This window comes from Stenotrophomonas sp. YJH_SMC_32 (assembly GCF_059369975.1).
This window is the reverse complement of the sequence record NZ_JCAFTE010000001.1, coordinates 595,308-618,365: the sequence shown is the minus strand read 5'-3', so window position 1 is coordinate 618,365 and position 23,058 is coordinate 595,308. Positions and strand designations below refer to the sequence as shown.

General features: G+C 63.6%; 23 protein-coding genes. 9 read left to right on the top strand and 14 right to left on the bottom strand.

All coding sequences use genetic code 11. The annotated features are described in order from the left end of the window. Nucleotides 1-10 precede the first annotated feature (10 nt). On the top strand, nucleotides 11-577 hold the full coding sequence (locus AC5P7S_RS02845; RefSeq protein ID WP_095377937.1) for a DUF3916 domain-containing protein: 567 nt from the start codon (nucleotides 11-13) through the stop codon (nucleotides 575-577). A gap of 277 nt (nucleotides 578-854) precedes the next feature. Here the strand turns inward: AC5P7S_RS02845 and AC5P7S_RS02840 are convergent, their stop codons facing one another. From AC5P7S_RS02840 to frmR, 5 genes are all read right to left on the bottom strand, one after another. Then, nucleotides 855-2,300, bottom strand: a complete 1,446-nt coding sequence (locus tag AC5P7S_RS02840) for a GGDEF domain-containing protein (RefSeq protein WP_095377936.1) — start codon at nucleotides 2,298-2,300, stop codon at nucleotides 855-857. 186 nt (nucleotides 2,301-2,486) lie between these two features. After that, complete coding sequence (gene fghA / locus AC5P7S_RS02835; RefSeq protein ID WP_095377935.1) at nucleotides 2,487-3,317, bottom strand: S-formylglutathione hydrolase; 831 nt, start codon at nucleotides 3,315-3,317, stop codon at nucleotides 2,487-2,489. 22 nt (nucleotides 3,318-3,339) lie between these two features. Next, a complete protein-coding gene (locus tag AC5P7S_RS02830; RefSeq protein ID WP_005419244.1) occupies nucleotides 3,340-3,684 on the bottom strand; it encodes a YqcC family protein in 345 nt (114 codons plus the stop codon). Between the two features lie 8 nt (nucleotides 3,685-3,692). Then, nucleotides 3,693-4,802 carry an S-(hydroxymethyl)glutathione dehydrogenase/class III alcohol dehydrogenase gene (locus tag AC5P7S_RS02825; protein ID WP_095377934.1) on the bottom strand — a complete coding sequence of 370 codons (1,110 nt, stop codon included), beginning with the start codon at nucleotides 4,800-4,802 and terminating at the stop codon, nucleotides 3,693-3,695. A gap of 58 nt (nucleotides 4,803-4,860) precedes the next feature. Further along, nucleotides 4,861-5,136: a formaldehyde-responsive transcriptional repressor FrmR gene (gene frmR, locus AC5P7S_RS02820; RefSeq protein ID WP_005411009.1), complete on the bottom strand. Its 276-nt coding sequence runs from the start codon at nucleotides 5,134-5,136 to the stop codon at nucleotides 4,861-4,863. Between the two features lie 186 nt (nucleotides 5,137-5,322). Between frmR and AC5P7S_RS02815 the strand changes: the two genes are divergently transcribed. Continuing rightward, nucleotides 5,323-5,742 carry an Imm70 family immunity protein gene (locus tag AC5P7S_RS02815; RefSeq protein ID WP_005419247.1) on the top strand — a complete coding sequence of 140 codons (420 nt, stop codon included), beginning with the start codon at nucleotides 5,323-5,325 and terminating at the stop codon, nucleotides 5,740-5,742. Between the two features lie 9 nt (nucleotides 5,743-5,751). Here AC5P7S_RS02815 and AC5P7S_RS02810 read toward each other — a convergent pair whose 3' ends face one another. After that, nucleotides 5,752-6,657 (bottom strand): LysR family transcriptional regulator, encoded by a 906-nt coding sequence (locus AC5P7S_RS02810; RefSeq protein ID WP_005419250.1) that lies wholly within the window; start codon nucleotides 6,655-6,657, stop codon nucleotides 5,752-5,754. Between the two features lie 128 nt (nucleotides 6,658-6,785). On the opposite strand from AC5P7S_RS02810, the gene AC5P7S_RS02805 reads away from it, so the two are divergent. After that, nucleotides 6,786-7,889 carry an alkene reductase gene (locus AC5P7S_RS02805; RefSeq protein WP_032954523.1) on the top strand — a complete coding sequence of 368 codons (1,104 nt, stop codon included), beginning with the start codon at nucleotides 6,786-6,788 and terminating at the stop codon, nucleotides 7,887-7,889. Between the two features lie 59 nt (nucleotides 7,890-7,948). After that, the gene (locus tag AC5P7S_RS02800; protein WP_095377933.1) at nucleotides 7,949-8,365 is read left to right on the top strand and encodes a VOC family protein; all 417 of its coding nucleotides are present in this window, start codon (nucleotides 7,949-7,951) and stop codon (nucleotides 8,363-8,365) included. Nucleotides 8,366-8,377: 12 nt separating this feature from the next. Here the strand turns inward: AC5P7S_RS02800 and AC5P7S_RS02795 are convergent, their stop codons facing one another. Next, nucleotides 8,378-9,073: a DAPG hydrolase family protein gene (locus AC5P7S_RS02795; RefSeq protein ID WP_005419258.1), complete on the bottom strand. Its 696-nt coding sequence runs from the start codon at nucleotides 9,071-9,073 to the stop codon at nucleotides 8,378-8,380. A 74-nt stretch (nucleotides 9,074-9,147) separates the two neighbouring features. Here AC5P7S_RS02795 and AC5P7S_RS02790 point away from each other — a divergent pair, with 74 nt between their 5' ends. Next, the gene (locus AC5P7S_RS02790; RefSeq protein WP_032954519.1) at nucleotides 9,148-9,810 is read left to right on the top strand and encodes a TetR/AcrR family transcriptional regulator; all 663 of its coding nucleotides are present in this window, start codon (nucleotides 9,148-9,150) and stop codon (nucleotides 9,808-9,810) included. Between the two features lie 471 nt (nucleotides 9,811-10,281). Here the strand turns inward: AC5P7S_RS02790 and AC5P7S_RS02785 are convergent, their stop codons facing one another. The 6 genes from AC5P7S_RS02785 to AC5P7S_RS02760 form a co-directional block, all read right to left on the bottom strand. Further along, entirely contained in the window at nucleotides 10,282-10,953 is a 672-nt protein-coding gene (locus tag AC5P7S_RS02785; protein WP_005419262.1) for a DUF6624 domain-containing protein, read from the bottom strand. Then, nucleotides 10,950-12,071: an MvdC/MvdD family ATP grasp protein gene (locus AC5P7S_RS02780; RefSeq protein WP_032954524.1), complete on the bottom strand. Its 1,122-nt coding sequence runs from the start codon at nucleotides 12,069-12,071 to the stop codon at nucleotides 10,950-10,952. Before AC5P7S_RS02780 ends, AC5P7S_RS02785 begins: the two co-directional genes overlap by 4 nt. Before the next feature lie 79 nt (nucleotides 12,072-12,150). Then, a complete protein-coding gene (locus tag AC5P7S_RS02775; RefSeq protein WP_495213594.1) occupies nucleotides 12,151-12,333 on the bottom strand; it encodes a hypothetical protein in 183 nt (60 codons plus the stop codon). A 72-nt stretch (nucleotides 12,334-12,405) separates the two neighbouring features. Further along, a complete protein-coding gene (locus AC5P7S_RS02770; RefSeq protein WP_197599284.1) occupies nucleotides 12,406-14,535 on the bottom strand; it encodes a peptidase domain-containing ABC transporter in 2,130 nt (709 codons plus the stop codon). Continuing rightward, nucleotides 14,532-15,812 carry an HlyD family secretion protein gene (locus AC5P7S_RS02765; protein WP_005419270.1) on the bottom strand — a complete coding sequence of 427 codons (1,281 nt, stop codon included), beginning with the start codon at nucleotides 15,810-15,812 and terminating at the stop codon, nucleotides 14,532-14,534. The genes AC5P7S_RS02770 and AC5P7S_RS02765 overlap by 4 nt, the downstream gene beginning before the upstream one ends. Before the next feature lie 454 nt (nucleotides 15,813-16,266). Continuing rightward, nucleotides 16,267-17,151, bottom strand: a complete 885-nt coding sequence (locus tag AC5P7S_RS02760; RefSeq protein ID WP_005419273.1) for a LysR family transcriptional regulator — start codon at nucleotides 17,149-17,151, stop codon at nucleotides 16,267-16,269. A gap of 107 nt (nucleotides 17,152-17,258) precedes the next feature. Here AC5P7S_RS02760 and AC5P7S_RS02755 point away from each other — a divergent pair, with 107 nt between their 5' ends. Beyond that, the gene (locus AC5P7S_RS02755) at nucleotides 17,259-18,317 is read left to right on the top strand and encodes an NAD(P)-dependent alcohol dehydrogenase (protein WP_005419275.1); all 1,059 of its coding nucleotides are present in this window, start codon (nucleotides 17,259-17,261) and stop codon (nucleotides 18,315-18,317) included. An 89-nt stretch (nucleotides 18,318-18,406) separates the two neighbouring features. Here the strand turns inward: AC5P7S_RS02755 and AC5P7S_RS02750 are convergent, their stop codons facing one another. Then, nucleotides 18,407-19,771, bottom strand: a complete 1,365-nt coding sequence (locus AC5P7S_RS02750; protein ID WP_005419277.1) for a glutamate--cysteine ligase — start codon at nucleotides 19,769-19,771, stop codon at nucleotides 18,407-18,409. Nucleotides 19,772-19,923: 152 nt separating this feature from the next. Here AC5P7S_RS02750 and AC5P7S_RS02745 point away from each other — a divergent pair, with 152 nt between their 5' ends. The 3 genes from AC5P7S_RS02745 to AC5P7S_RS02735 all read left to right on the top strand — a co-directional run bounded on the left by AC5P7S_RS02745 (nucleotide 19,924) and on the right by AC5P7S_RS02735 (nucleotide 23,039). After that, nucleotides 19,924-20,628, top strand: a complete 705-nt coding sequence (locus AC5P7S_RS02745; RefSeq protein WP_005419279.1) for a VIT1/CCC1 transporter family protein — start codon at nucleotides 19,924-19,926, stop codon at nucleotides 20,626-20,628. Then, entirely contained in the window at nucleotides 20,625-21,449 is an 825-nt protein-coding gene (locus tag AC5P7S_RS02740; protein WP_065185384.1) for a helix-turn-helix transcriptional regulator, read from the top strand. Before AC5P7S_RS02745 ends, AC5P7S_RS02740 begins: the two co-directional genes overlap by 4 nt. A gap of 618 nt (nucleotides 21,450-22,067) precedes the next feature. Continuing rightward, a complete protein-coding gene (locus AC5P7S_RS02735; RefSeq protein WP_095377932.1) occupies nucleotides 22,068-23,039 on the top strand; it encodes an MBL fold metallo-hydrolase in 972 nt (323 codons plus the stop codon). Nucleotides 23,040-23,058 lie beyond the last annotated feature (19 nt).

Below are 23,058 nucleotides of genomic sequence, written 5' to 3'. Positions count from 1 at the left end.
CACTGTGGGAATGAGAAACAGAGATGCCATCACCCGGCCGGGTACGCGCGGCGAGAAGAAGCTGCGCGATGCCCCACGCCGACTACGCGACCTGCAGCATTGGGCTGACTGCTTCAGTGGTGCATTTCCCTCGCCAGAGGAGTTGGGCAGTCAAGCTCGCTACTGGAACTACAAGGTTCCGACCCGAGCCGGTCTGATCGAAGGCCCGGCCACCACCCTGAGAATCCAGCGTGCCTGCGCCCAATCGCTCATCAGCGCCTGCGCAAATCTGATCCAGTCGCGGCCCGCTTCACAAGCTACTGTGCGGGTAACCTGCTGCATCGCCCAGCCAGGGATGTTCTCCAGCGAGATTTGCCTTTACCTGGACGAAGCGTACTTCCAGGGCCACGTCGCCTCGACAGCGGATGGCCAGGTCACCGCCATCACCTCGCGCAGTCTTTCCGCCGAATGGCAGCTCGTCCTACCCCAAGGCGTTGAGGAGCGAGGTGTGCAGGTCAGCATTCCTCCCACCGACCACGATGACGGTCTGGAACAGGAATACTGGTTCTACGGCGAGGTCGCCGACAGGCGTTGGTGAACGAGGACGCAAGCTCGTTCGGCGCTTCCGGGAGGCGCTGCCAACCAAGGTTGGCAACTACCGAACCGCCGGGTAGTGCCCGCCGCTACCCAGCGCGCGGTACAGCGCCATGCGCACGATCGCAGCCCCGGCCTGACTGTACAGCGCGATGTCCTTGGATGGCCGGAACCCCCAACAGGCTGGTCCTGTAGGACCAGCGGCGAGCTGGATTGGCCTGGCCGAACAGGATGAGGCGGTTTTGCGGCAATGGGCAGCAGCGCGTGACGGGCGGGTCTGCTCAGCAGTCCATCGTTCCGTGCGTGCTGCCCTCGTCGTCCAGCACGTGCGCATGCAGGATCACCTGATTGCGGCCGGCACGCTTGGCGGCATACAGGCCGGCATCGGCGTCTGCCAGCAACTGATCGGCACTGGCCAGCGCCGGCGGATGCAGGTAACCCACGCCGACGCTGATGCTGACCGGGCCTTCCGGCAATGGCAGCGCTTCGACCGCTTCGCGCAGGCGCTCGGCCAGCGCCAGCACGCCCGACAGTGGGCTTCCAGGCACGATGACAGCGAATTCTTCACCGCCATAACGCGCAACGCTGTCACTGCCGCGACCTGCGACGCCCTTCAGCACCCCGGCCACCGCCTGCAGGCAACGATCACCGGCCGGATGGCCGTGCCGGTCGTTGAAGGCCTTGAAGTGGTCAATATCCACCAGCAGCAGGCCCAGCTCGGTGCCGCTGCGCCGCGCGCGATTCCACTCGGAGGTCAGCCGCGCGTCGAACTCGCGGCGATTGGCCACGCCGGTGAGGCCATCCTGCCGCGCCAGTTGATCCAGCGCCGCCTGACGCTCCAGCAGATCGGTCTGCAGCAGGACGCTGCGCAGGCCGAAACCAAGGGTGGCTACGACGAAGCCCGCGACGGCCAACGGCCGCGCATGATCGACCACCAGCGTGCCGACCACCAGCAGCAGCAACGGCAGGATGATCGGACCGGCGGCCTGCACCGTCCTCGCCAGCCGCGGGTGTGCCGTGGTGCCTGTGTCCGGCGCCGTGTCCAGCGCCATGCAGGCGATCAGCAGAAAAGGTACGTCGATCAGCAGGTCGTTGAACGCACCGAATGCATCATCGGAGGTGTAGTGGTTGATGTAGTAGGCCACCAGCAGATAGGCCAGTGCGTACAACGCCAGTGCACGGAAGAACCTGCGCCGTTCGGGCACGTCGCCGGCCAGCCATCGCACCACGGCGAACGCGGCGATACACAGGTTCTGGATGTCGAACATGCGCTGCATGTTGGACATGGCATGGGCGTCGACCTCGACACGGGCGGCGAACGATGCGGTGTGCACGAAGAACAGCACACCCAGCAGCGCCGCCATCGCCGCATCGATCAGGCTGATGCTCGGGCGCTCGCGGCGTGCCCGGGCCAGGATGAACACCAGCGGCACGCCATACAGCACGTACAACAACAGGCTGACGCGTGGGGTGAAGTCAGCCCGGCCGGCGCCCAGCGCATCCACCATGTTGAACGTCATGCCACCGGCCCACAGCAGCAGTGCCATCGCGGTAGAACGCCAGCCCAGAGCGGCGCGGTCACGTTGCGCCCGCACCAGGCACGCGGCGGCGGCCAGCAGCGGTGCGCCGGTCAGGAACAGGAAAGAGCCCACGCCCGCCGGGCTCGGCCAGAACGCCACGGCCAGCCCATGGCAGAGCACGTACAGCAGCGCCAGCACTACCGGCATGCATCCCCCCGATCCGCAAGGCCGTCTGAGCGCACGATAGCGCGCCGGCACGCCACAGCGGCGTGATCCACTGCGGCAAAACGACACTCCGCGTGCATCACCATGGTAGTGCCGGCCGCTGGCCGACAATCCCAGGGAATTGCGGCTGCGGGTTGCCGGCCAGCGGCCGGCACTACCGGAAAGCCCTCAGGCGTGCAGGGCGCGAGCGTGGTGGGCGACGTGCTCGCCGATGAAGCTGGCGATGAAATAGTAGCTGTGGTCGTAGCCCGGCTGCAGGCGCAGGGTCAGCGGATGGCCGGCTGCGGCGCAGGCCTCCTGCAGGCGCTGCGGCTGCAGCTGGGTCTGCAGGAACTCGTCCGCCTCGCCCTGGTCGACCAGCAACGGCAGGCGCTCGCTGGCCGTCGCCAGCAACGCACACGCGTCCCACTGCGCCCAGTCGGCTGGGTTGTCGCCCAGATAAGCCGTGAACGCCTTCTGCCCCCACGGTACGTGGCTGGGCGCGACGATCGGCGAGAACGCCGACACACTGCGGTAGCGCCCCGGGTTGCGCAGCGCGATCACCAGCGCACCATGGCCACCCATCGAGTGGCCGCTGATGCCACGCGCCCCGGTGACCGGGAAGTTCGCCTCGATCAGCGCCGGCAGTTCCTGCGCCACATAGTCATGCATGCGGTAGTGCTTCGCCCACGGTGCACGGGTGGCGTTGAGGTAGAACCCCGCCCCCTTGCCCAGGTCATAGCCCTCGGCATCGGCCACGTCATCACCGCGCGGGCTGGTATCCGGCGCGACGATGATTACGCCGTGCTCGGCTGCATAGCGCTGCGCACCGGCCTTGGTGATGAAATTCTGCTCGGTGCAGGTCAGCCCGCTCAGCCAATACAGCACCGGCAGCTTCTGCGTTTCCGCCTGCGGCGGCAGGTACACGGCGAACTGCATGTCGCAGCCCAGCGTGGTCGAACGATGGCGGTAAACATCCTGCCAACCGCCGAAACAGGCGCGGTGTTCAATAAGTTCCATGGAACTCTCCTGCGTGCCGGCGTCAGCCGTCACGTGTGTTGATCAACTCATCCAGCTGCGACAGCAGGCGCAGCAGCGGTTCGACACCAGGCTGGCCGTCCAGGTTGCGGTACGCTGCGACCGCCACGTCACTGCGCGGTGGCCATTGGCCATCGGCGCGGGCTTCGTGCAGGCGCGGCAGGAACACCTGCGCCAGCCAGTGCTCGAACGGCATTTCATCAATGCCGAAGGGTGAGTCCACTGCGCGCGGCGGACCCACGACGCCTTCGACCCAACCCAGCACGCGCAACGCCTGCTCGATCGGATCAACCAGGGCCGCGCGCGGATCTTCCGCACGCGGCCTGCGCAAGGCATCGAACCAGCCCACGCTGCGGCTCAGTAATGGACCACCGAACGGATCGACTTGCCTTCATGCATCAGGTCGAAGGCATCGTTGATCTTGTCCAGGCCCATGGTGTGGGTGACGAACGGGGCCAGTTCGATGTCGCCCTTCATCGCATCCTCGACCATGCCCGGCAGCTGGCTGCGGCCCTTCACGCCACCGAAGGCGGTGCCCATCCACTTGCGGCCGGTCACCAGCTGGAACGGACGGGTGGAGATCTCCTGGCCCGAACCGGCCACGCCGATCACCACGCTCTGGCCCCAGCCACGGTGCGCGCATTCCAGCGCCGCGCGCATCACGTTGACGTTGCCGATGCACTCGAAGCTGTGGTCCACGCCCCAGGTGGTCATTTCCACGATGACCTGCTGGATCGGCTTGTCGAAATCCTTCGGATTGATGCAGTCGGTGGCACCGAACTCGCGCGCCAGCTCAAACTTGGACGGGTTGGTGTCCACCGCGATGATGCGGCCGGCCTTGGCCTGGCGCGCACCCTGGATCACCGCCAGGCCGATGCCACCCAGGCCGAACACCGCCACGCTGTCGCCTTCCTGCACCTTGGCGGTGTTGTGCACCGCGCCGATGCCGGTGGTGACACCGCAGCCGAGCAGGCAGACGTGTTCCGGGTTGGCGTCCGGATTGATCTTCGCCAGCGAGACTTCGGCCACAACGGTGTATTCGCTGAAGGTCGAGCAGCCCATGTAGTGGTACAGCGGCTCGCCGTTGTAGCTGAAGCGGCTGGTGCCGTCGGGCATCACGCCCTTGCCCTGGGTGGCGCGCACCGACACGCACAGGTTGGTCTTGCCGCTCTTGCAGAACAGGCACTCGCCGCACTCGGCGGTGTACAGCGGAATCACGTGGTCGCCCGGCTTGACGCTGGTCACGCCCTCGCCCACCTCCACCACGATGCCGGCGCCTTCATGGCCCAGCACCACCGGGAACAGGCCTTCCGGATCATCGCCGGACAGGGTGAACGCATCGGTGTGGCAGACACCGGTATGAGTGATCTTCACCAGCACTTCGCCCTTCTTCGGCGGGGCGACGTCGATCTCGACGATCTGCAGCGGCTGGCCGGGACCAAAGGCGACGGCGGCACGGGACTTCATGATGGCTTCTCCAGGGACAGGCAATGACAGGATGGGCGGCGCCATGTTGCGCCGTCGTTTATTTCAGGTACGAGCGGATCAACGCGCTCATGTCGCGCACGCGTTCGGCGCGTTGCTCGTCGGAGGCAGCGGGCTGGCCGAATTCCTCGCGCAGATGGGCCTCCATCACCTCGGACATCAGGCCGTTCACCGCGCCACGGATGGCGGCGATCTGCTGCAGCACCGGCCCGCAGTCGGCGCCGGCTTCCAGCGCGCGGTCAAGCGCATCGCACTGGCCGCGGATGCGGCGCACGCGGGCCAGGACCTTCTTTTTCTCTTCGGGGGAGTGCGGCATGGCGGAGCCACCTCGGAACTATACTGGGGGATAGTATACACAGAATCTTCAAAGTGACGGGAATGGCCCCTTTTGCTTCCGCAAGCGTTGCACTCAATCTATTGATATCAAACACTTACATTTCTTCAGTGTCAGCCACTGCCATCTCGGCCAAGCTCCAGGGTCGGCAGAATCAGGAACCAGGCAATGGGCATTGGCATCCAGCTCGGGCGCATCACCGATGAGATCGGTACCGGGGCATTTCTCTATGCCTTTTTCTCGACCATCGCCGGAAACCTGGAACCGGATGGCTGGGGAAGTCGCTTCCCAATCCTCATGAAGCAGCTATACGCCGGGGGCTTGCTGCAATCAGATGCTGCCGACGCGCTGGCCGAACTGCATATCGTCCGCCGCGAGCTGGCCGAGATTCCGCCGGCCCGTGTCATCTGGTCGTTCGAGGATCGAACCCAGCACCCACCTTGGGGAGACGATATCGCTCCCGATATCGACAGCCTGGCGACCTACTTCGTCACCGCACATGGGCGCGATCTGATCGTGCTTCTGGCTGAGGTGTTTGAAGCACTGCAGGAAGGCGAAGACACGTCCTTCCGGATCGTCAACTATTGATGCCTCGGCTCAATCAAACAGACCTTCTTCCGCCAACCGGGTCAACTCATCCACCACATAGCGCACCTTCGGCCGCAGGTGGCGGGTCGGTGGCCACAGCGCATGGATGTCGATATGCCGCTGCATGTCTGCGTCCAGCACCGAGTGCAGCGCGCCGGATTCCAGATGTCGGCGCACCAGTGAAATGGGCATCTGGCAGATACCCAGCCCGGCGATGGCCGCGTCGATCACCGCGTCACCGTCGTTGAGCTGGTAGGCCGCATTTGGAATGAAGGTTCCTTCCGCATCATCACTGCCGATCCGCCACGCCACCGGCTGGCCGTGGCGGAAGCCGACGATGCTGCGGTGCTGTGCCAGTTCCTCAACGGTGTGCGGGGTGCCATGTGCCTGCAGGTACGCTGGCGATGCACAGGTGACCAGCCGCTGGCGCCCCAGCCGGCGTGCCACCAGATGCTCGGCCTGGTGCAGCCCACCGAAGCGGATCAGCAGGTCGATGCCTTCCTCGACCGGATCGATGAAGTGATCGGTGAAGGTCATCGTCAACTGCAGGTCCGGGTACTCCCGGCACAGCCGCAGCAGCACCGGCAGCACCACCAGCCGCCCGAACGAGGACGGCATGTCGATGCGCAGCCGCCCGCTGGGCAGCCCGGCCGACCCCAGGCAGGCCTCGGCCGCGGAAATCTCTTCCAGAGCCGCCGCGCAGGAGGCGTAGTACGCCTCGCCATCGCTGGTCAGCGCAATGCGCCGCGTGGTGCGATGGAACAGGCGCACGCCCAGTCGCGCTTCGAGCCGCGCGATGGCCTTGCCCACCGCCGAGCGCGAAATGCCCAGCGCATCGGCGGCTTCGGTGAAGCTGCCCGAGCGTGCCGTGGTGACGAAGGTCACCAGGCCATTCAAGGATTCCAGTGGCAACATCTTTACACGCTCCATTGGGGACAAATAGTCCCGCTCAATGGGAAATCGAAGCGCTTTATGCACCCGCATGTCAACGCCATCCTGTGTCCATCGCGCCGCTGGCGCCTCCCCGCACCGAGATGACCGACATGACCGCCGCCCTCTTCCACCCCTTCGACCTGTCAGGCACCGCCCTGCGCAACCGCATCGCGATGGCCCCGATGACCCGTGCCCGCAACCCCGGTTCGGTCGCCAATGAGCTCACCGCGCAGTACTACCGGCAACGTGCCAGCGCCGGCCTGATCATCAGCGAAGGCACGCCGGTCTCGCCGCAGGGCCAGGGTTACATCGACGTGCCGGGTATCTGGTCGGCCGAACAGGTGGCCGGTTGGACGCTGGTCACCGAGGCGGTGCATGCCGCTCAGGGCACGATCTTTGCCCAGCTCTGGCACGTGGGCCGCATGTCGCATTCCTCGCTGCAGCCCGATGGTGGGCAACCGGTCAGCGCCGGCACGCGCCCGGTGGCCAGCGCACCGAAGAACACCTCGTTCGTCTATCTGGAAGACGGCAGCCGCGGCCACGCAGATCCCACCCCGGCACGTACGCTGGCCACCGACGAAATCCCCGGCATCATTGCTGACTTCGCACGGGGCGCCGACAACGCGATCGCCGCCGGCTTCGACGGCATCGAGCTGCATGCCGCCAATGGCTACCTGTTCGAACAGTTCCTCAACCCGCTCATCAACCAGCGCGACGACCGCTACGGCGGCTCACTGCCCAACCGTGCGCGGCTGATCCTGGAGACGGTCGATGCGATGGCCGAACGCATCGGTGCACACCGCATCGGCGTGCGCCTGGCGCCGAACAACCTCACCTTCGACATGCCGTTCTACCCCGACAACGAGGCCACCTATCTGTACCTGGCTGAAGAACTGGGCAAGCGCGGGCTGGCCTACCTGCACCTCAACGACAACCTGCAGCAGGGTGAATCGGTGCTGGGCAGCGCGTTCCTGAAGCAGTTCAAGCAGGCCTACGGTGGCACCGTGATCCTGGCCGGTGGCATGACCCGCGAACGCGCCCTTGAACTGGTCGAAGCGGGCACCATCGACCTGGCCGCGTTCGGCCAGCCCTTCATCGCCAACCCGGATCTGGTCGAACGCCTTCGGCACGACGTCGCGCTGGCCACGCCTGACCGCAGCACCTATTACGGTGGCGGTGAGGCGGGCTACCTCGATTACCCACGCGCACAGTAGATCCACGCCATGCGTGGATGGGGGCATACACTGCCCACCCGCATCCACCGGATCTGATCATGGACACGCCCACCGCAGCGTTCATCGTCAACCTCGACGTCCCCGACCTCGCCGCTGCCGAAGACTTCTACATGCGAGCCTTCGGCCTGCGCATCGGCCGCCGCCTCGGCCCGGACGCCGTGGAACTGCTCGGTGGACCCACGCCGCTGTATCTGCTGCAGAACGAGGCCGGCAGCGCCGCCACCGAGGACGGTGACGTGCGCGACTACGAGCGCCACTGGACGCCGCTGCACCTGGACTGGGTCGTGGATGACATCCAGGCCGCACTGGCCCGTGCGGTTGCGGCCGGGGCCACGCTCGAACAATCCGTGCGCGAACGTCGCTGGGGCAGCATTGCCGTGCTGGACGATCCATTCGGCCACGGCTTCTGCCTGATCCAGTTCAGTGCTGAAGGCTACGACGCGCTGGTCGAATGACCGGCGCGTCGTTCACCATGGCAGTGGCACCGCCTCGCCATTGGCGCGTTCGCCGTAGTACAGCGATGGCAGCAGACGCGAAAGGAAGCTGAACTCCGTATAGCAGTGCTTGAGCAGGCCAAGGCCGACCTCATCGCTGGCATCGCGGTGCGGATCGGCGCTGTCCAGGCCGAGCACAAAGCGGCTGCGCAGCACGCAGCCAAACGGCGTATCGCGCGCCACGTGCAGCATCTGCCCATCGCAGGGATCACCGTTTGCATCCAGGCGCACGTGGTCACCGAAGCCGATGCGCGCGGCGATCACCGCCGACAGGTCACCTGCATCCTGCGCCGCCTGCAGGCGCTCGGGCACCAGCAACGTGCGCGGGTCATGGAACTTCAGGCGTGCCGCCACCGGCGGGATGTCAGCCAGCGATTCCACCGCATGGATGCTGGCGCCGTGGTAGCTGCGCCCTCGCTGCCAGGCCGCGTCCCAGCCGCGGTGCTCGACATGATCGACCGGATGCCACCAGCGGATGTGCTGGGTGGTTTCGAAGAAGGTGAACCACCAGTCCAGCATGCGGCCCTTGCAGCCGTGCAGGTCGGTGCGCACCGCCACCAGCAGGGTGCCGTCTTCGCGACGCTGGATACCCGTCTCCAAGTGCATCGGTGCCGGGTCCAGCAGATCGTGGTGGTCCAGCCAGGCACGGGCGTTCACAGCGGTATCCATGGGGGTCTCCTGCGGTTGGGAGACTCGATAATACGGAAACGCTAAACGTTTCGCAATTGATCGGGTGCGGTAAGATGGGTGCAATGAACAGCACCGCCCTGCCCGATCCAGTCGCCCCCGCCCGCCGCCGTGGACGTCCCGCGCGACCGGAAGCCGAAGTCCGCCACGCCGTGCTGCAGGCCACGCTGGAGCTGCTGCTGGCACAGGGTTACGAGGCCACCACCATCGAAGCGGTGGCGGCGCATGCCGGGGTGGCGAAGAAGACCGTGTACCGCCACGCCAGCAACCGCGAGGAACTGGTCGGGTTGGCGGTGCGCGAATGGACCGATGGCTTCGCGCCGCAGCTGCAGCGCGATGCGCACGACACCGACGAGGTGCTGCCGTTGCTGCAGGACATCCTGCAGGCGGTGTGTGCGCAGGCGCTGTCGGCGCAGGCGGTGCAGGTGTTCCGGCTGCTGGCCACGGACTTTCCCGGCAAGCAGGCGCTGCTGCAGGCCTACCTGGACAACGGCATCGAGCGCGGCCGTGCGCTGCTGGCCGACTGGCTGAAACGGCAGCAGCAGCGTGGGCTGCTGCGTGAGGGGGATTCCGCGCGCATGGCGCGACTGATCCTGGCAATGGCCGTGGCCGAACCGCTGCGCGAGCGCGTGATCGGGGTGGTGGCCGAGGATACGCCGGTGGATGTGCACCTGCGTGAGTGCCTGGCGTTGTTGGCGCGGGTATTGCAGGGGCCGTAGCAGAACCCATCCACGCATGCCTGACAGCGGCGCTGCATCATCTACTGCAACTCACTCCCGCAACATGTCCATGAACGCGCGCAGCGCGCCGGCTATCTGACGCTGCTTCGGAGAACGCGACGCGCCCCGCCTCGTCAATCGAAACTGATGTTGACGTCACCAAGATCTCCGCCTTCGGTTGACAACCCTACACTGACCGTCGTTGTAGTCGAATTGGACCTTCCACCTCCAATACATGAAAGCACATTCATATCAATCTCCACGGCCATCTCAAGGCCTAGGGGCTTCAACTTCCTATCTCCGCTAGACATCCTCGTTCTCCCTTCCGTTCTTCATCAATGGATACAGCAGTTACGGAGAGCGCCGATGAGATTCAGCAAGCAGATTGATGGACCCGATCAGTCCAGTGCAAATATCGGCCAGTGCCAGCCGTCATCCTGCACCATCTGCGAACTGTTGAATTCCCTGCCTTCAACGGGCGCTTCTGTACAGCTGATCGCTGATACAGCGATAGTCCTCCAGGCTCATCAGACCAAGCGCAGTTCGCTCACGCTCGACCGATGCAGGACTATCCAACTTCAGTGGCTCGCCTGTTTCCAGAGACCGTAACTGGGTTCCGAAACGCTGGGGCTTACCGGAAGCGAGAAGCACTCTGTCTGAGAGGAGAGCAAACTTGCTCGCGTCCAGTTCACCTCGCTTCACCAAAGGCTCGAAATTCGCCAACGCTTTTGCTTGCAACGACGGATCATCATCTGCATGCTGAACAAGCAACCAGAGCGCAGCGAGGCCATCCCTCCCCACTTCCCCCACAGATGGGATTGCCACTGAATCACCAAGTTCCTGACGCAGATAGCTCAGGTGTCGCTCCTTCACCGGCATCAATGCAGTTACATCAATAGATCCGGACGCCAATCTCTCATAGAGTCTTTGGTCCTCATCCTGCAACGCCAGCAGCCGCTCCCGCCTAACGTTGTCCGACACTACAGAAGGCCCCACAGACAATGCGGCCCGCTGCTGAGCAACTTGAGCTTCAATGAAAGCCGCCGCCCCGGGGCACGCATGCATCGCCTGACTTAGGTCAACAGCCCAGACAGGGCTGCTGCTGAGCACAAGTACCCACCCCAACAGACCAAACCGCCTCATGCGGCCTCTGCTGCGCTCGTGTCCACACGAGTAATCATGCGGTCGCTTTGCCCGAAACGGCGCACCGCTGAACAAAGTTCAGCGCAACGATCACTGCTTTCGAAAGCAGCAAGATTCGCCACCGACGATGGTACAGCTTCGTACTCCATGGAACCGGCCAAGAGGAACCCCGCCATCTCTCCTAGTAGATTCATCTCGGGAATGTAGTCATCGATGAACAGGAACTGGCCACCAGTATTGATCTCGAAGAAGAACGTGTCCCCCCGGGAATCAACCGCCAAGTCCACACAACCATAGCGCAAATCCAATTTGTCCATCAGCAAACCGATCGCCGCCTGGGTCCGTTCATCCAGCTCATACCGATCCATGACCAACTCACCCGGCCTCACTGAACCCGGCCTCCAATCAAGTGGCGAAACACCATCGTGGCGAACAATTCTCGCGGTGAACATGCGCCGTCCAATCACTGTAACCCGCAGATCGAACACTTTGTCGACCACTGCCTGGTAGATCGCCGGGCAGACTCGAACGCCAGCATCATCAAGCGATCGATCTCGAGGAATGATCACGGGTCCGCATTGCCAGCCTTTCCGCTCCCTATCACTGGACCAGAAGTGTGGGGTGAAGTGCTTCACCAGAACCGCAGGCTGCCTTGTACGAAAGTCTGCGACTTCTACCGGATCGTTCGTGATCAAGGTATCTGGAATGCGAAAGCCGCAAGATAAAGCAACTTCAAGCTGGAGCCCTTTGGTTGAGGCGTCGGTAGGATGCCAGTCACCTATCGTGAGCGAAGATCTCAAACGAAGCGCCGCTGCCAATGAGCCGTGTGCGCTTTTCAGTTCATTGTCCACGAATTTTACGGAAGCCGGATCGAGATCAGCCAAGGGCTGGTACGGTACGGGCCTCCTGAACCACAGCGACTTCACATCGCGAACGGTGTCCCCACCTATCCTTAGAATGGATCCTGAGTCGCCGATCGTATGGACCATGACAGCCTCATCATGCATGCCGATCCCATCCCACAACAGAACGCGCGCACCGGCGCGTTCAAGCGCCCATGCCACGGACACGGCATGGATGTCCTCCGAATTTCCAATGATGACGTGAACCGGTTCCATCATTACAGCTCCTCAGTGTCCCCGCCCCCCCCCCACCATCTGGCAGGGGGAGTGCTTTTACCAAGAACTCAGAAAGCGATTACCAGTCGATACCGACGTTGACTTCCCAGTCGCCGCCGCTGGTAACTTTGCCGCCAGCACTGCCAGTCGATGCCGGAGCAGTCTCCAAGGCACCACCGCCGACATTCATCAACTCTTCGGTGCTCAGTTCGCGTGCCATTTCCAGACCCAGCGGCTTGATCGAAACGTTCTTGTCAGACATGGTCAGTTCCTTTTCTGGTTGCGGTGGTATTGAAATCCCCCCATCCGCAAGGGGAGCACGTCTACACAGGCATCATGCCCGCGAAGATCGTCTTGGTCCGCAGCTAACTCCTGCGGGAAACTCAATTACGCGATCAGCACTCCGAATGGTCTCCGGACGATGCGCAACGATAATTCGAGTAATACGCAGACCAGCGATGGCGCGGTTGACCTCCGCCTCACGATCAACATCGAGGTGACTAGTCGCTTCATCCAGGATCAGCACCCTGGGACGTCGGTACAGCGCGCGCGCGAGCAGAATCCGTTGCTTCTGACCACCGGAAAGCGCCGATCCCATATCCCCTACCAGGCTGCCGTATCCCATCGGCATGCGCACTATGTCCTCGTGAACGGCAGCCAAGCGCGCGGCCTGCTCCACTCGCTCGGGATCTGCCGAATGACTGAAGAATCCGATGTTGTCGGCAATTGAGCCAGCAAACAGCTGATCGTCCTGCATGACCGCACCAACGAAGCTTCGATATTTCTGAAGGCCAATATGCCTGATATCGATCCCACCAAGCAGAACCTGACCATCTTCAGGCTGAATCAAACCAAGCATGATGCGCGCCAGCGTCGACTTGCCGCAACCGGAAGGACCCACCAACGCGACCGACTCCCCCTCCTCGACATAGAGATCAAGCCCGTCGAGAACACGTGGCTCAGCGGGCGCGTAACGGAAACCAACTGATCGCAGTTGTAGCGAAAAATCTGGAATGCTACCGGCGTGCTCAGTGACCAGATCTGCCTCAGGCTCAGAGAGCACTACGTCTGCGACCCGCTCTGCATGCAGACCGAGCATGCGCCATTCCATGATCCGATCAATCAGCTGCGACACGCGCGTCGCGAAGATGTCTGCGTAGGCGACAAACGCAACCAGCATGCCTGTACTGAAGCTGCCGTCCAGAACCTGCGTCGCAGCAATCCAGATGATAAAAATTCTTGACGCCATAATCAGCCATTGGCGTACGGAATTGTAGATCACCCCGATCTTCTGAACCTCGACATCACGATTCGTCGTCGCTACAAGAACATTGGCAAATCTGGAACGCCTTTCGGCGTAACTGCCATTCAACTTGATTGATTGAGCTCCACGCACGGCTTCCATCAGCTCGGACTGCAGTCTTGCGGCTTGAACGACCTGCTCCTCCGTCGCCCGCCTCATCCATCCGAAAATTCCATAGCGCAATAGCAAGTAGATCGCAAAGAAGCCCACAACAACGGCGGTCAACTTGATGCTGTACACCATCAGGATTGCCAGGATTGCGAGCGACATCACTCCATCCAGAATGCCCTCGACAAACTGAGTGGATATAGTCCGCTGAATCGACTGCATAGATGCAAATCTTGACATGACGTCACCGACATGGCGCCTGGAAAACCATGACAACGGCAACTCCAGAAGCTTCCCGAAAACGCGGCCACTCCATTGCAGATTCAAATTGGCGCCAAACCAGACTACCGCCCAGCTCCGCGCGGCAAAGAAGACCACCTGGAACAGCGAAAGCAATATGAATGAAACAAACAGGACCGTCAGCAAGTCCCTATCGGCACTCAGAAGCACCTGATCCACAACCCATTGCGCGTAGAATGGCGCCGCGATCACACAAACTTCAAGAACTAATGCAAGCAGCGCGATGAATCCCAGCGCACGCTTGATTCCCGCAACTCTTCCCACCAGAGCAGCGATGGAAATATGTACGCGATCACTGATCGCCTCGAATGACGTGGATGGCTGAACGTCCAGAGCAATCCCAGTAAAGGACCGCGACGCCTCATCCCATGTCAGTGAACGGACTCCGAAACCTGGATCATGGATGACAATCCCGGATCGTGTGGCCTGCTTGAGGACCACAAAATGGTCAAGATCCCAGTGCAGAATACAGGGCCCCTGCACCCGCTTCAGATCGTTGAGCTCGATGCGCAGTGCTCGGGCGGAAAGATCCAGCGCCGCAGCCATCTCCACAAGTCGGGCAAGATCAACCCCCTTGAGCGATCCAGGGAATTTTCGCCGAAGTGCGAGCATGTCAACGTCATGCCCGTGATAGCGCGCGATCATTGCGATGCATGCAAGACCACATTCGGCTAATTCTGATTGCATGATCTGCGGCAGAACACCTCGTGTTCGACTCAGTAGGCGCAGATCGATAGGCGGCATGACCGTCATCGCGCTTCGCTACCATTTGCCATGCGCTTCTGCATCCCTGCCAGGGGATCAAGCAGCCACGACACGATCTTCCGTCGTTCAATCAGCAGATCTGCTTCGACCTGCATACCAGAGCGCAAGGCGAGATGGCCTCCACCTGCTGCGATGCTCTGGTCATCAAGGGCAACAACCACTTGATAGAGCGGAGCCATCTTCTCACGCTGACCGGGATTGTCAGTGAACACTGCTGACTCGGCCGCACGCAACCCTTTGGTCGAGACTGATTTTATTGTCCCCCACTGCTGTCCGAACTTCTGATATGGGAATGCGGGATAGCGCATGACAACGCGCTGCCCTGCCTGCAGAAGACCTACTGCGCGACTTTCAACGAACAGCCGTGCCTCAAGCGGCGAGCCCGGACGCACAATCTGGAACAAAGGTTGCCCCGCAACAACCGATACGCCATCAGCAATCAACAAATTGACGACCATTCCATCCCGGGCAGCACGAATAACAACTTCGCGCTGCGCTTCGTTCTTGGCCAACTCCTGTTCGAGGCCAATCAATGTCCGCTCGACTTCACTACGATCATTACGACTCTGCTGTGGATACTGTCGAATCTGGCTGTTTACCGTGGCCAGATCCTGGCCAGACTGAAGGCGCTCACGCTGCAACGAGGACAAGCTTGTCTTGGCCTGGACGACAGCAGCTTCCTGCTGTTCCATCTGCATTCCGGATACATACCCTTCCTTCACCAACGGCTTGAACCGTTCTAACCGTGCGCTGGCACTGGCTATAAGGCTTTGCTGCAACTCAATTTCTCTGTCGAACGCAGCAATACGTGAAGAGATATTGCGAGCACGCTGCCGCAACGCTTCCTGCTCCCCTTTCTGAAGCTGGACCTTATCGTCGATTTCTGCCCTAAGGCGCTCATGCTGCTGTTGCAGCTTCCGCCGTACCTCAGCATAGGCGCCGATGCCTCCATCACCACCGACGTCTAATGAAATACGCGCTATTTCCTGCCCGCTTTTCACCGCCTGCCCTTCACGGGCAAGAACATGCGTCACAACGCCTGAAACGCGCGACAGCGCGTTCTGCCCTTCATCCGAGGATGCAAGCTCACCGCCAACCCTCTCACGCCTGGTGTAGTCCGCAAAAAAAAGGACGGCGACGATGGCGGCAAGAAAAACCACACCAGCAATGGCGATCCATCGAACTGAAGGTGGCGTCGCGACGAGCAGAGCACCTCTCTGCTGCATTCGCTTTGCTGCAATGACTTCGTCCCTGAAAAGCGCCATTCGTACAGTCCATGCCGAAGGTTCGTATGGAGTAGATCAAGACACTCATGGCAAGTCAATACATCTTTTGATATTTGAAAGTGAACAATTTCCAGCAGCGCCGCTTACACCACGCGAGCTATGACGCGCGATGACGTCCATACATCTTGCCTGCTTCGCCCCACTTTGATCGTATGTGGGCTACGTTGCGAGCGATTCCCAACTCCGACAACGAAGGACTTGTTAGCCACTCTGCTTCAGTTCAAGCGGATATTTTCGAGTGACCTTCCGAGTACACGTCCTGGCCAGTACTGGAACCTAACCCTAACCCTCACTCGCAAACACAAACGCGCAGACAGGTGACCCGACCGGAAACGCGCTCGATAGCCGAGAGCGTGCTTGTGAATGCCAAGGTGAATCTGTCTCGGGATTCGCACATTGCATCCCAGCAAGAATCTCCTCCACGCCTTTCACATCACTCCCGCAGCATATCCACGAACGCACGCAGCGCACCAGGCATCTGCCGCTGCTTCGGGTAATACAGCGCGAAGCCGGCGAACGGTTCGCTCCAGTCTTCCAGCACCGCCACCATCTGCCCCGATTCGATGTAGGGCCGTGCGGTGTCTTCCAGCACATAGGCCAGGCCGATGCCATCGAGCACTGCGCCGACCACGGTGCCCTGCTCGCCCAGTGTCAGCCGCCCCGGCACGTCGATTTCCAGCGCCTGCCCAGCACGCTCGAACTGCCACTTGTACAGATGCCCGCTGGCGAAGCGGAAGCGGATGCACTCGTGTGCCGCCAGATCACGCGGATGCTGCGGTGCCGGCCGGCGCCGCAGGTACTCGGGCGAACCGACGATCAAGCCGCGCAGCGGCGGCCCCATCGGCACCGCCACCATGTCCTCGGGCACGAACTCATGCAGGCGCACGCCGGCGTCGTAACCCTCGGCGACGATGTCGACCAGGCCATCGTTCTCGGTCAGCTCCACCCGCACGTCCGGATGGGCGTGCAGGAAGCGCGCCAGCCGCGGCCCCAGCTGGGTCGCCACCGCCGCCCGCGTCGCATTGATCCGCAGCAACCCCGCCGGCGCAGCGCGGAACTGGTTCATCTCTTCCAGCGCGTCATGCACCTGCCCCAGCGCCGGCTGCAGGCGTTCCAGCAGGCGCTGCCCTGCCTCGGTCAGGGCCACGCTGCGGGTGGTGCGATGGAACAGGCCGACCCCCAGCCGTTCCTCCAGTGCGCGGATCGCATAGCTCACCGCCGAGGTCGACAGGGCCAGCTCAGCACCGGCACGGCGGAAACTGCGATGACGGGCAACCGCGGCGAACGCGGCCAGGTGGGTCAGGTTGTCAGTGGCCATGATTGTGCAGTTCCACTTGATGAATCATGCCGATATCCGCGCTTCTTGCCGCTGGGAACGGGGCGTATTGTAAAACGCCTTTCGACAAACCCTGCCAAGGATTCCCCATGTCCCTCGCCCGTGGTTACGCCGCCCATTCACATACCGACCCGCTGATTCCGTACGAGTTCGAACGCCGCGCGGTCGGCCCTGACGATGTGCGCATCGAGATCCTCTACAGCGGCATCTGCCACTCCGACCTGCACCAGGCCCGCGACGACTGGGGTGGCTCGATCTATCCGATGGTGCCGGGCCACGAGATCATCGGCCGCGTCACCGAAGTCGGCAGCAACGTCACCCGCTTCAAGGTCGGCGACCACGCCGGCGTCGGCTGCATGGTCGATTCCTGCCGCCACTGTGATGCCTGCGAGCACGACCTGGAGCAGTACTGCGCCGAAGGCGCGACCTGGACCTACAACGGCCGTGAACGCGAAAGCGGTGCACCGACCTACGGCGGCTATTCCGACCACGTGGTGGTCGAGCAGCGCTTCGTGGTGAAGGTGTCCGACACCCTCGACCTGAAGGCCGCCGCGCCGCTGCTGTGCGCCGGCATCACCACCTGGTCGCCGCTGCGCCATTGGAAAGTCGGCCCGGGCCAGAAGGTCGGCGTGATCGGCCTGGGTGGCCTCGGCCACATGGGCGTGAAGTTCGCCAAGGCGCTCGGTGCGCACGTGGTGATGATCACCACCACGCCTGAAAAGGGTGCCGACGCCAAGCGCCTGGGCGCCGATGAAGTGCTGGTCTCGCGCGACGCCGCGCAGATGAAGGCGCACGCTGGCAGCTTCGACTTCCTGCTCAACACCATCCCGGTCGGCCATGACACCAACCCCTACATGGGCCTGCTCAAGCGCGAGGCCACCATGTGCCTGGTCGGCGTGCTGACCGAGCTGGACCCGCCGCTGACCGGTGGCAGCGTGATCTTCGGCCGCAAGCACCTGACCGGCTCGGCGATCGGCGGCATGGCCGAAACCCAGGAAATGATGGACTTCTGTGCCGAGCACGGCATCGTCAGCGATGTGGAGATGATCGACATCAAGAACGTCAACGAAGCCTGGGAACGCATGGCGAAGAACGATGTGCGCTACCGCTTCGTGATCGACATGGCGACGATGAAGAACGCAGCCTGATCCAAGGCAGGTGTGAAAATGAAAATCCCCGGCAATGCCGGGGTTTTTTTCATCGCGTGCCGACCAAGGTCGGCACCCACCCAACATCATCAATACGCGAACTCGCGGAACACCGGATCGACATCGCCGTGCCAGCGGCCATGGAACAGCGCCAGCTTGCGCTCGGCCGGGGTCAGCCCGGATTCGACGATCTCCTGAAGCACGTCCAGGAACTTGCTCTCGTCCTGGCCATCGGCATTGCGCGCAGCACGGCGCTTGAGGCCTTCCACCGAAATATTCACCGCCTCGCGGGCCAGGTCGCGCACCGTGCCGTTGCGGAACGGCAGATTCATCGCATGCTTCGGTACACCATCGCGCAGCGCATGGCGCTCGGCCAGGGTGAAGTCGCGCACCAGGTCCCAGGCGGCATCCAGTGCGGTGTCGTCGTACAGCAGGCCCACCCAGAACGCCGGCAGCGCACACAGGCGGCTCCACGGGCCACCGTCGGCACCACGCATTTCCAGGTACTTCTTCAGGCGCACTTCCGGGAACGCAGTGGTCATGTGGTCCGACCAGTCGCGCAGCGTCGGCAGCGCGCCCGGCAGCACCGGCAGCCTGGCCTGCATGAAATCACGGAAGCTCTGCCCGCTGGCATCGTGGTAGATGCCATCGCGGTAGGAGAAATACATCGGCACGTCGAGCAGGTAATCGACATAGCGCTCGTAACCGAAGCCGTCCTCGAACACGAAGTCGAGCATGCCGGTGCGATCGACGTCGGTGTCGGTCCAGATGTGCGAGCGATAGCTCAGGTAGCCGTTCGGCTTGCCTTCGGTGAACGGCGAATCGGCAAACAGCGCAGTGGCAATCGGCTGCAGCGCCAGCGACACGCGGAACTTCTTCACCATGTCCGCCTCGGTCGCGTAGTCCAGGTTCACCTGCACCGTGCAGGTGCGGGTCATCATGTCCAGGCCCAGCGAACCGACCTTGGGCATGTACGAACGCATGATCTTGTAGCGGCCCTTGGGCATCCACGGCATCTCGTCGCGCTTCCACTTGGGCTGGAAGCCCATGCCGAGGAAGCCCAACTGCAGTTCGCCAGCCACCTGCGCCACTTCGTTGAGGTGGGTGCCGGTCTCCACGCAGGTCTGGTGGATGGTCTCCAGCGCCGCGCCGGACAGTTCCAGCTGACCGGCCGGCTCCAGCGTCACCGAGGCCCCATCGCGCAGCAGGGCGATGGTGTTGCCGTTCTCCTGCACCGGCTCCCAGCCGAAGCGGACCAGGCCGTTGAGCAGCGCTTCGATGCCACGCTCGCCCTCGAAGGTCGGCGGCCGCAGGTCATCCAGGCGGAATCCGAACTTCTCGTGCTCGGTACCAATGCGCCACTGCGCACGGGGTTTCTCGCCGGAGGCGATCACCTCCACCAGCTGCGAGCGGTCGGTAATGGGGGTATCGGCGACGTGGCTGGGGCTCGACAAGGGGGTGGCTCGCTGGACAGTGGCAGGGGATGTGGGGCCCGGGGCCTTCCATCGCAAGGGCGCACTATAGCGTGGCACCCCGTTGCGTCATGCGACGGTGACGGGTTTCAGCATCCTACCGACGCCCTCTTGACCCTCGTACACTCAACGACATGAGCCGCCATTCACGACATCCCGAACTGCACCGCTCCGAGCGCGTCGGCTGGCTGCGTGCCGCCGTGCTGGGCGCCAATGATGGCATCGTCTCGGTGGCCGGCCTGGTAGTCGGCGTGGCCGCCGGCGGCGCCTCCGCTACCACCATCCTCGCCACCGGCGTGGCCGGCACCGTGGCCGGCGCGATGTCGATGGCCGCCGGCGAGTACGTCTCGGTACAGACCCAGGCCGACACCGAGGACGCAGACCTGGCAATGGAAAAGCGCGAGCTGCGCGAAAATCCGCACAGCGAGCTGGAGGAGCTGGCCGCGATCTACCGCCACCGCGGCCTGGAGCCTGCGCTGGCACGGCAGGTGGCCGAACAGCTCACCGCCCATGATGCGCTGGGTGCCCACGCCCGCGACGAACTGGGCATCACCGATACCCTGCGCGCCCGCCCGCTGCAGGCAGCGCTGGCCTCGGCCGGTGCGTTCACCTGTGGCGCGGCGCTGCCGGTGCTGACCGCCCTGCTCGCGCCGGTCGACAGGGTCGCACTGATGACCACGGCCAGTACCCTGCTCGGCCTGTGCCTGACCGGCGCAGTGGCGGCCAGGGCCGGCGGCGCACCGCCGGTTCGCGGCGCGATCCGGGTGATGTTCTGGGGCGCATTGGCGATGGCCGCGGCGGCCGGCGTCGGTCGCCTGTTCGGTGCCCACGTGTCATGACCGCCATGCTGCCACCGGCCACCGCACTGCTGGCCGAGATGGCCAGCCTGGCCGGCTGCGCACGCGCCGAAGGTTATGCGTGCATCACCGCTCGGCGCGAACATGGCGCCAGCTCGGTGGAGATTCCACAACCACAGTTTGCGATCCTGCTGGAAGGACGCAAGCAGGTGCGTACCGCGCACCAGTCGCTGGAGTTCATGCCCGGCGACATCCTGCTGCTGACCCAGCGCTGCCGCATCGATGTGGTCAACACCCCCGACCCACGCAGTGGCCGCTACCTCAGCGCCATCGTGCCGCTGTGTGCCGAAGTGCTGGCGGCCGCACGCACGCTGTGGAGCGGGGAGCTTCCCGCCGCCGGTCATGCGATGGCGCGGCTGCCGTTGATCGATCATGGCGCGGTGCTGCGCCAGTGGCGGCAATCGCTGCAGGACGGCCGTTACAGCGAAGCGCGGCTGGCCCTGGCCTCGTTGGTACTGACCCTGTGCCGGCAGGGCCACGGCAACCTGCTGCTGCCGCAGGCGCCGAGCCTGGGCGAACAGATCCGCGACCGCATCGCCGCTGAACCCGCTCGCGACTGGCAATCGCGCGATGTGGAAGCGCTGTTCGCGCTGAGCGGCGCGACCTTGCGCCGTCGGCTCGCCGCCGAGGACACCAGCCTGCGCCAGCTGCTCACCGAGGCCCGGCTGGCGCATGGCATGCAGCTGCTCTACACCACCGACCTGCCGCTGAAGACCGTGGCCGCACGCGCGGGCTACCGCTCTGCGGCCAGTTTCAGCAAGCGCTTTGCCGAGCAGTACGGGCTGGCTCCCACAGACATTTGAGGGGGGTCGGCAGGGCTGCGCCCTGCACCCGCTACGAGCCAGAGCAACGGCCGAAGCAACAGCAACAGCGGCTATCCGTGGGACGGCGGAGCGGTGTGGGTGGGCAGGACACGCCGTAAACCCATCCATGGGGGCTCGATGGCGCCATCCATGGCGCCAACGGTCCTGCCCACCCACACCGCCCCACCTCTGACAGATTCCTGCTGCTGTTGGTAGGTGTCGACCTTGGTCGACACGATTTTTCTGTCAGATATCGAAATCGATCTGGGGTCAGATCCGTTTTCCTGCGGAAAACGGATCTGACCCCAAGAGCATCTCCAACAGTTCGCGGAAAACTGTCGAAGGCGGGGTGGGTCCGGTTGCGGGAGTGTCCGCGGCATGGATGCCGCGGCCAAGCCCCCATGGATGGGTTTACGGCGTCTCCCGCAACCGGACCCACCCCGCCATCCCACGGATAGATCGCTGTTGCTGTTGCTGTTGCCTCTGCGGGTGCAGGGCGCAGCCCTGCAGACAACACCCCCTTCCCTGAGCATTCCACGCAGTGGTTTGAGCGCCGTGCGCACGCCAGTCACGGCACGCTAGGCCAACGGAACCGCCCATCATCCACCGAGAACCCTCATGACCCTGCGCCAACTGCCCCTACGCACCGCCCTGCTGCTGGCCCTGTCCGCCCTGCCACTGGCGGCGCTGGCCGAAGCCACCTCGCCCGCGCCCACCCAGCAGGTGCCCGGCGTCTACCACCAGCGCGTCGGTGCGCTGCAGGTCACCGCCCTGTTCGACGGCGTGGTCGCGCTGGGCCGGCAGGAAGTGGTCGACGTGCCGCCGACACTGGTCAGCCGCCTGTTGGAAGGCCGCTACGTACCGGAAGACAAGAAGGGCCTGCAGACCGCAATCAACGCGTTCCTGGTGCGCCAGGGCAACCACCTGACCCTGGTCGATACCGGCACCGCACAGTGCTTCGGCCCCGGCCTGGGCCAGGTGCTGGGCAACCTGCGCGCCTCCGGCGTGGACCCGGCCGAGGTGGACGAGGTGCTGCTGACCCACGCCCATCCGGACCACCTGTGCGGGGTGCTCGATGCGCAGGGCAAGCCGGCCTACCCGAATGCCACGGTGTGGCTGTCCAGGGCCGATGCCGACTACTGGCTCAACCCGGCCAGCGAGGCTTCCGCGCCGAAGGGTGTGCGCTTCGCCTTCCCGCTGGCGCGCAACGCGGTGGCGCCGTACCAGGCCAGTGGCCACCTGCGCACGTTCAACCCCGGCGATGCCCTGCCCGGCGGCGCGGTGGCGATGGACACCCATGGCCATACCCCCGGCCACGTCTCCTACCGGTTCGACAGCCAAGGCCAGTCACTGCTGGTGTGGGGCGACGTGCTGCACTTCCATGCGGTGCAGTTCGCGCACCCGGAGGCCGCGTTCGAGGCCGATTCGGACCGCAAGGCGGCCATCGCCAGCCGTCGCGGGCTGCTGCAGCAGGCCACCGCCAACGGCTGGTGGGTGGCCGGTGCGCACCTGCCGTTCCCGGGCCTGGGCCATGTGCGCAGCGAGAGCCAGGCCTATGCGTGGGTGCCGGCGGAGTATTCGCCGTTGTGAGGGTGTGCCGACCAAGGTC

Excerpts from the sequence above, each read along its gene's own strand:
- AC5P7S_RS02845 (WP_095377937.1), top strand. The coding sequence starts at position 11 with ATGAGAAACAGAGATGCCATCACCCGGCCGGGTACGCGCGGCGAGAAG.
- frmR (WP_005411009.1), bottom strand. The coding sequence starts at position 5,136 with ATGCCGCACTCCCCCGAAGAGAAAAAGAAGGTCCTGGCCCGCGTGCGC.
- fghA (WP_095377935.1), bottom strand. The coding sequence starts at position 3,317 with ATGGAACTTATTGAACACCGCGCCTGTTTCGGCGGTTGGCAGGATGTT.
- AC5P7S_RS02785 (WP_005419262.1), bottom strand. The coding sequence starts at position 10,953 with ATGAGGCGGTTTGGTCTGTTGGGGTGGGTACTTGTGCTCAGCAGCAGC.
- AC5P7S_RS02775 (WP_495213594.1), bottom strand. The coding sequence starts at position 12,333 with ATGTCTGACAAGAACGTTTCGATCAAGCCGCTGGGTCTGGAAATGGCA.
- AC5P7S_RS02805 (WP_032954523.1), top strand. The coding sequence starts at position 6,786 with ATGACCGCCGCCCTCTTCCACCCCTTCGACCTGTCAGGCACCGCCCTG.
- AC5P7S_RS02760 (WP_005419273.1), bottom strand. The coding sequence starts at position 17,151 with ATGGCCACTGACAACCTGACCCACCTGGCCGCGTTCGCCGCGGTTGCC.
- AC5P7S_RS02765 (WP_005419270.1), bottom strand. The coding sequence starts at position 15,812 with ATGGCGCTTTTCAGGGACGAAGTCATTGCAGCAAAGCGAATGCAGCAG.
- AC5P7S_RS02780 (WP_032954524.1), bottom strand. The coding sequence starts at position 12,071 with ATGGAACCGGTTCACGTCATCATTGGAAATTCGGAGGACATCCATGCC.
- AC5P7S_RS02815 (WP_005419247.1), top strand. The coding sequence starts at position 5,323 with ATGGGCATTGGCATCCAGCTCGGGCGCATCACCGATGAGATCGGTACC.
- AC5P7S_RS02825 (WP_095377934.1), bottom strand. The coding sequence starts at position 4,802 with ATGAAGTCCCGTGCCGCCGTCGCCTTTGGTCCCGGCCAGCCGCTGCAG.
- AC5P7S_RS02745 (WP_005419279.1), top strand. The coding sequence starts at position 19,924 with ATGAGCCGCCATTCACGACATCCCGAACTGCACCGCTCCGAGCGCGTC.
- AC5P7S_RS02795 (WP_005419258.1), bottom strand. The coding sequence starts at position 9,073 with ATGGATACCGCTGTGAACGCCCGTGCCTGGCTGGACCACCACGATCTG.
- AC5P7S_RS02735 (WP_095377932.1), top strand. The coding sequence starts at position 22,068 with ATGACCCTGCGCCAACTGCCCCTACGCACCGCCCTGCTGCTGGCCCTG.
- AC5P7S_RS02770 (WP_197599284.1), bottom strand. The coding sequence starts at position 14,535 with ATGACGGTCATGCCGCCTATCGATCTGCGCCTACTGAGTCGAACACGA.
- AC5P7S_RS02790 (WP_032954519.1), top strand. The coding sequence starts at position 9,148 with ATGGGTGCAATGAACAGCACCGCCCTGCCCGATCCAGTCGCCCCCGCC.
- AC5P7S_RS02740 (WP_065185384.1), top strand. The coding sequence starts at position 20,625 with ATGACCGCCATGCTGCCACCGGCCACCGCACTGCTGGCCGAGATGGCC.
- AC5P7S_RS02840 (WP_095377936.1), bottom strand. The coding sequence starts at position 2,300 with ATGCCGGTAGTGCTGGCGCTGCTGTACGTGCTCTGCCATGGGCTGGCC.
- AC5P7S_RS02755 (WP_005419275.1), top strand. The coding sequence starts at position 17,259 with ATGTCCCTCGCCCGTGGTTACGCCGCCCATTCACATACCGACCCGCTG.
- AC5P7S_RS02800 (WP_095377933.1), top strand. The coding sequence starts at position 7,949 with ATGGACACGCCCACCGCAGCGTTCATCGTCAACCTCGACGTCCCCGAC.
- AC5P7S_RS02810 (WP_005419250.1), bottom strand. The coding sequence starts at position 6,657 with ATGTTGCCACTGGAATCCTTGAATGGCCTGGTGACCTTCGTCACCACG.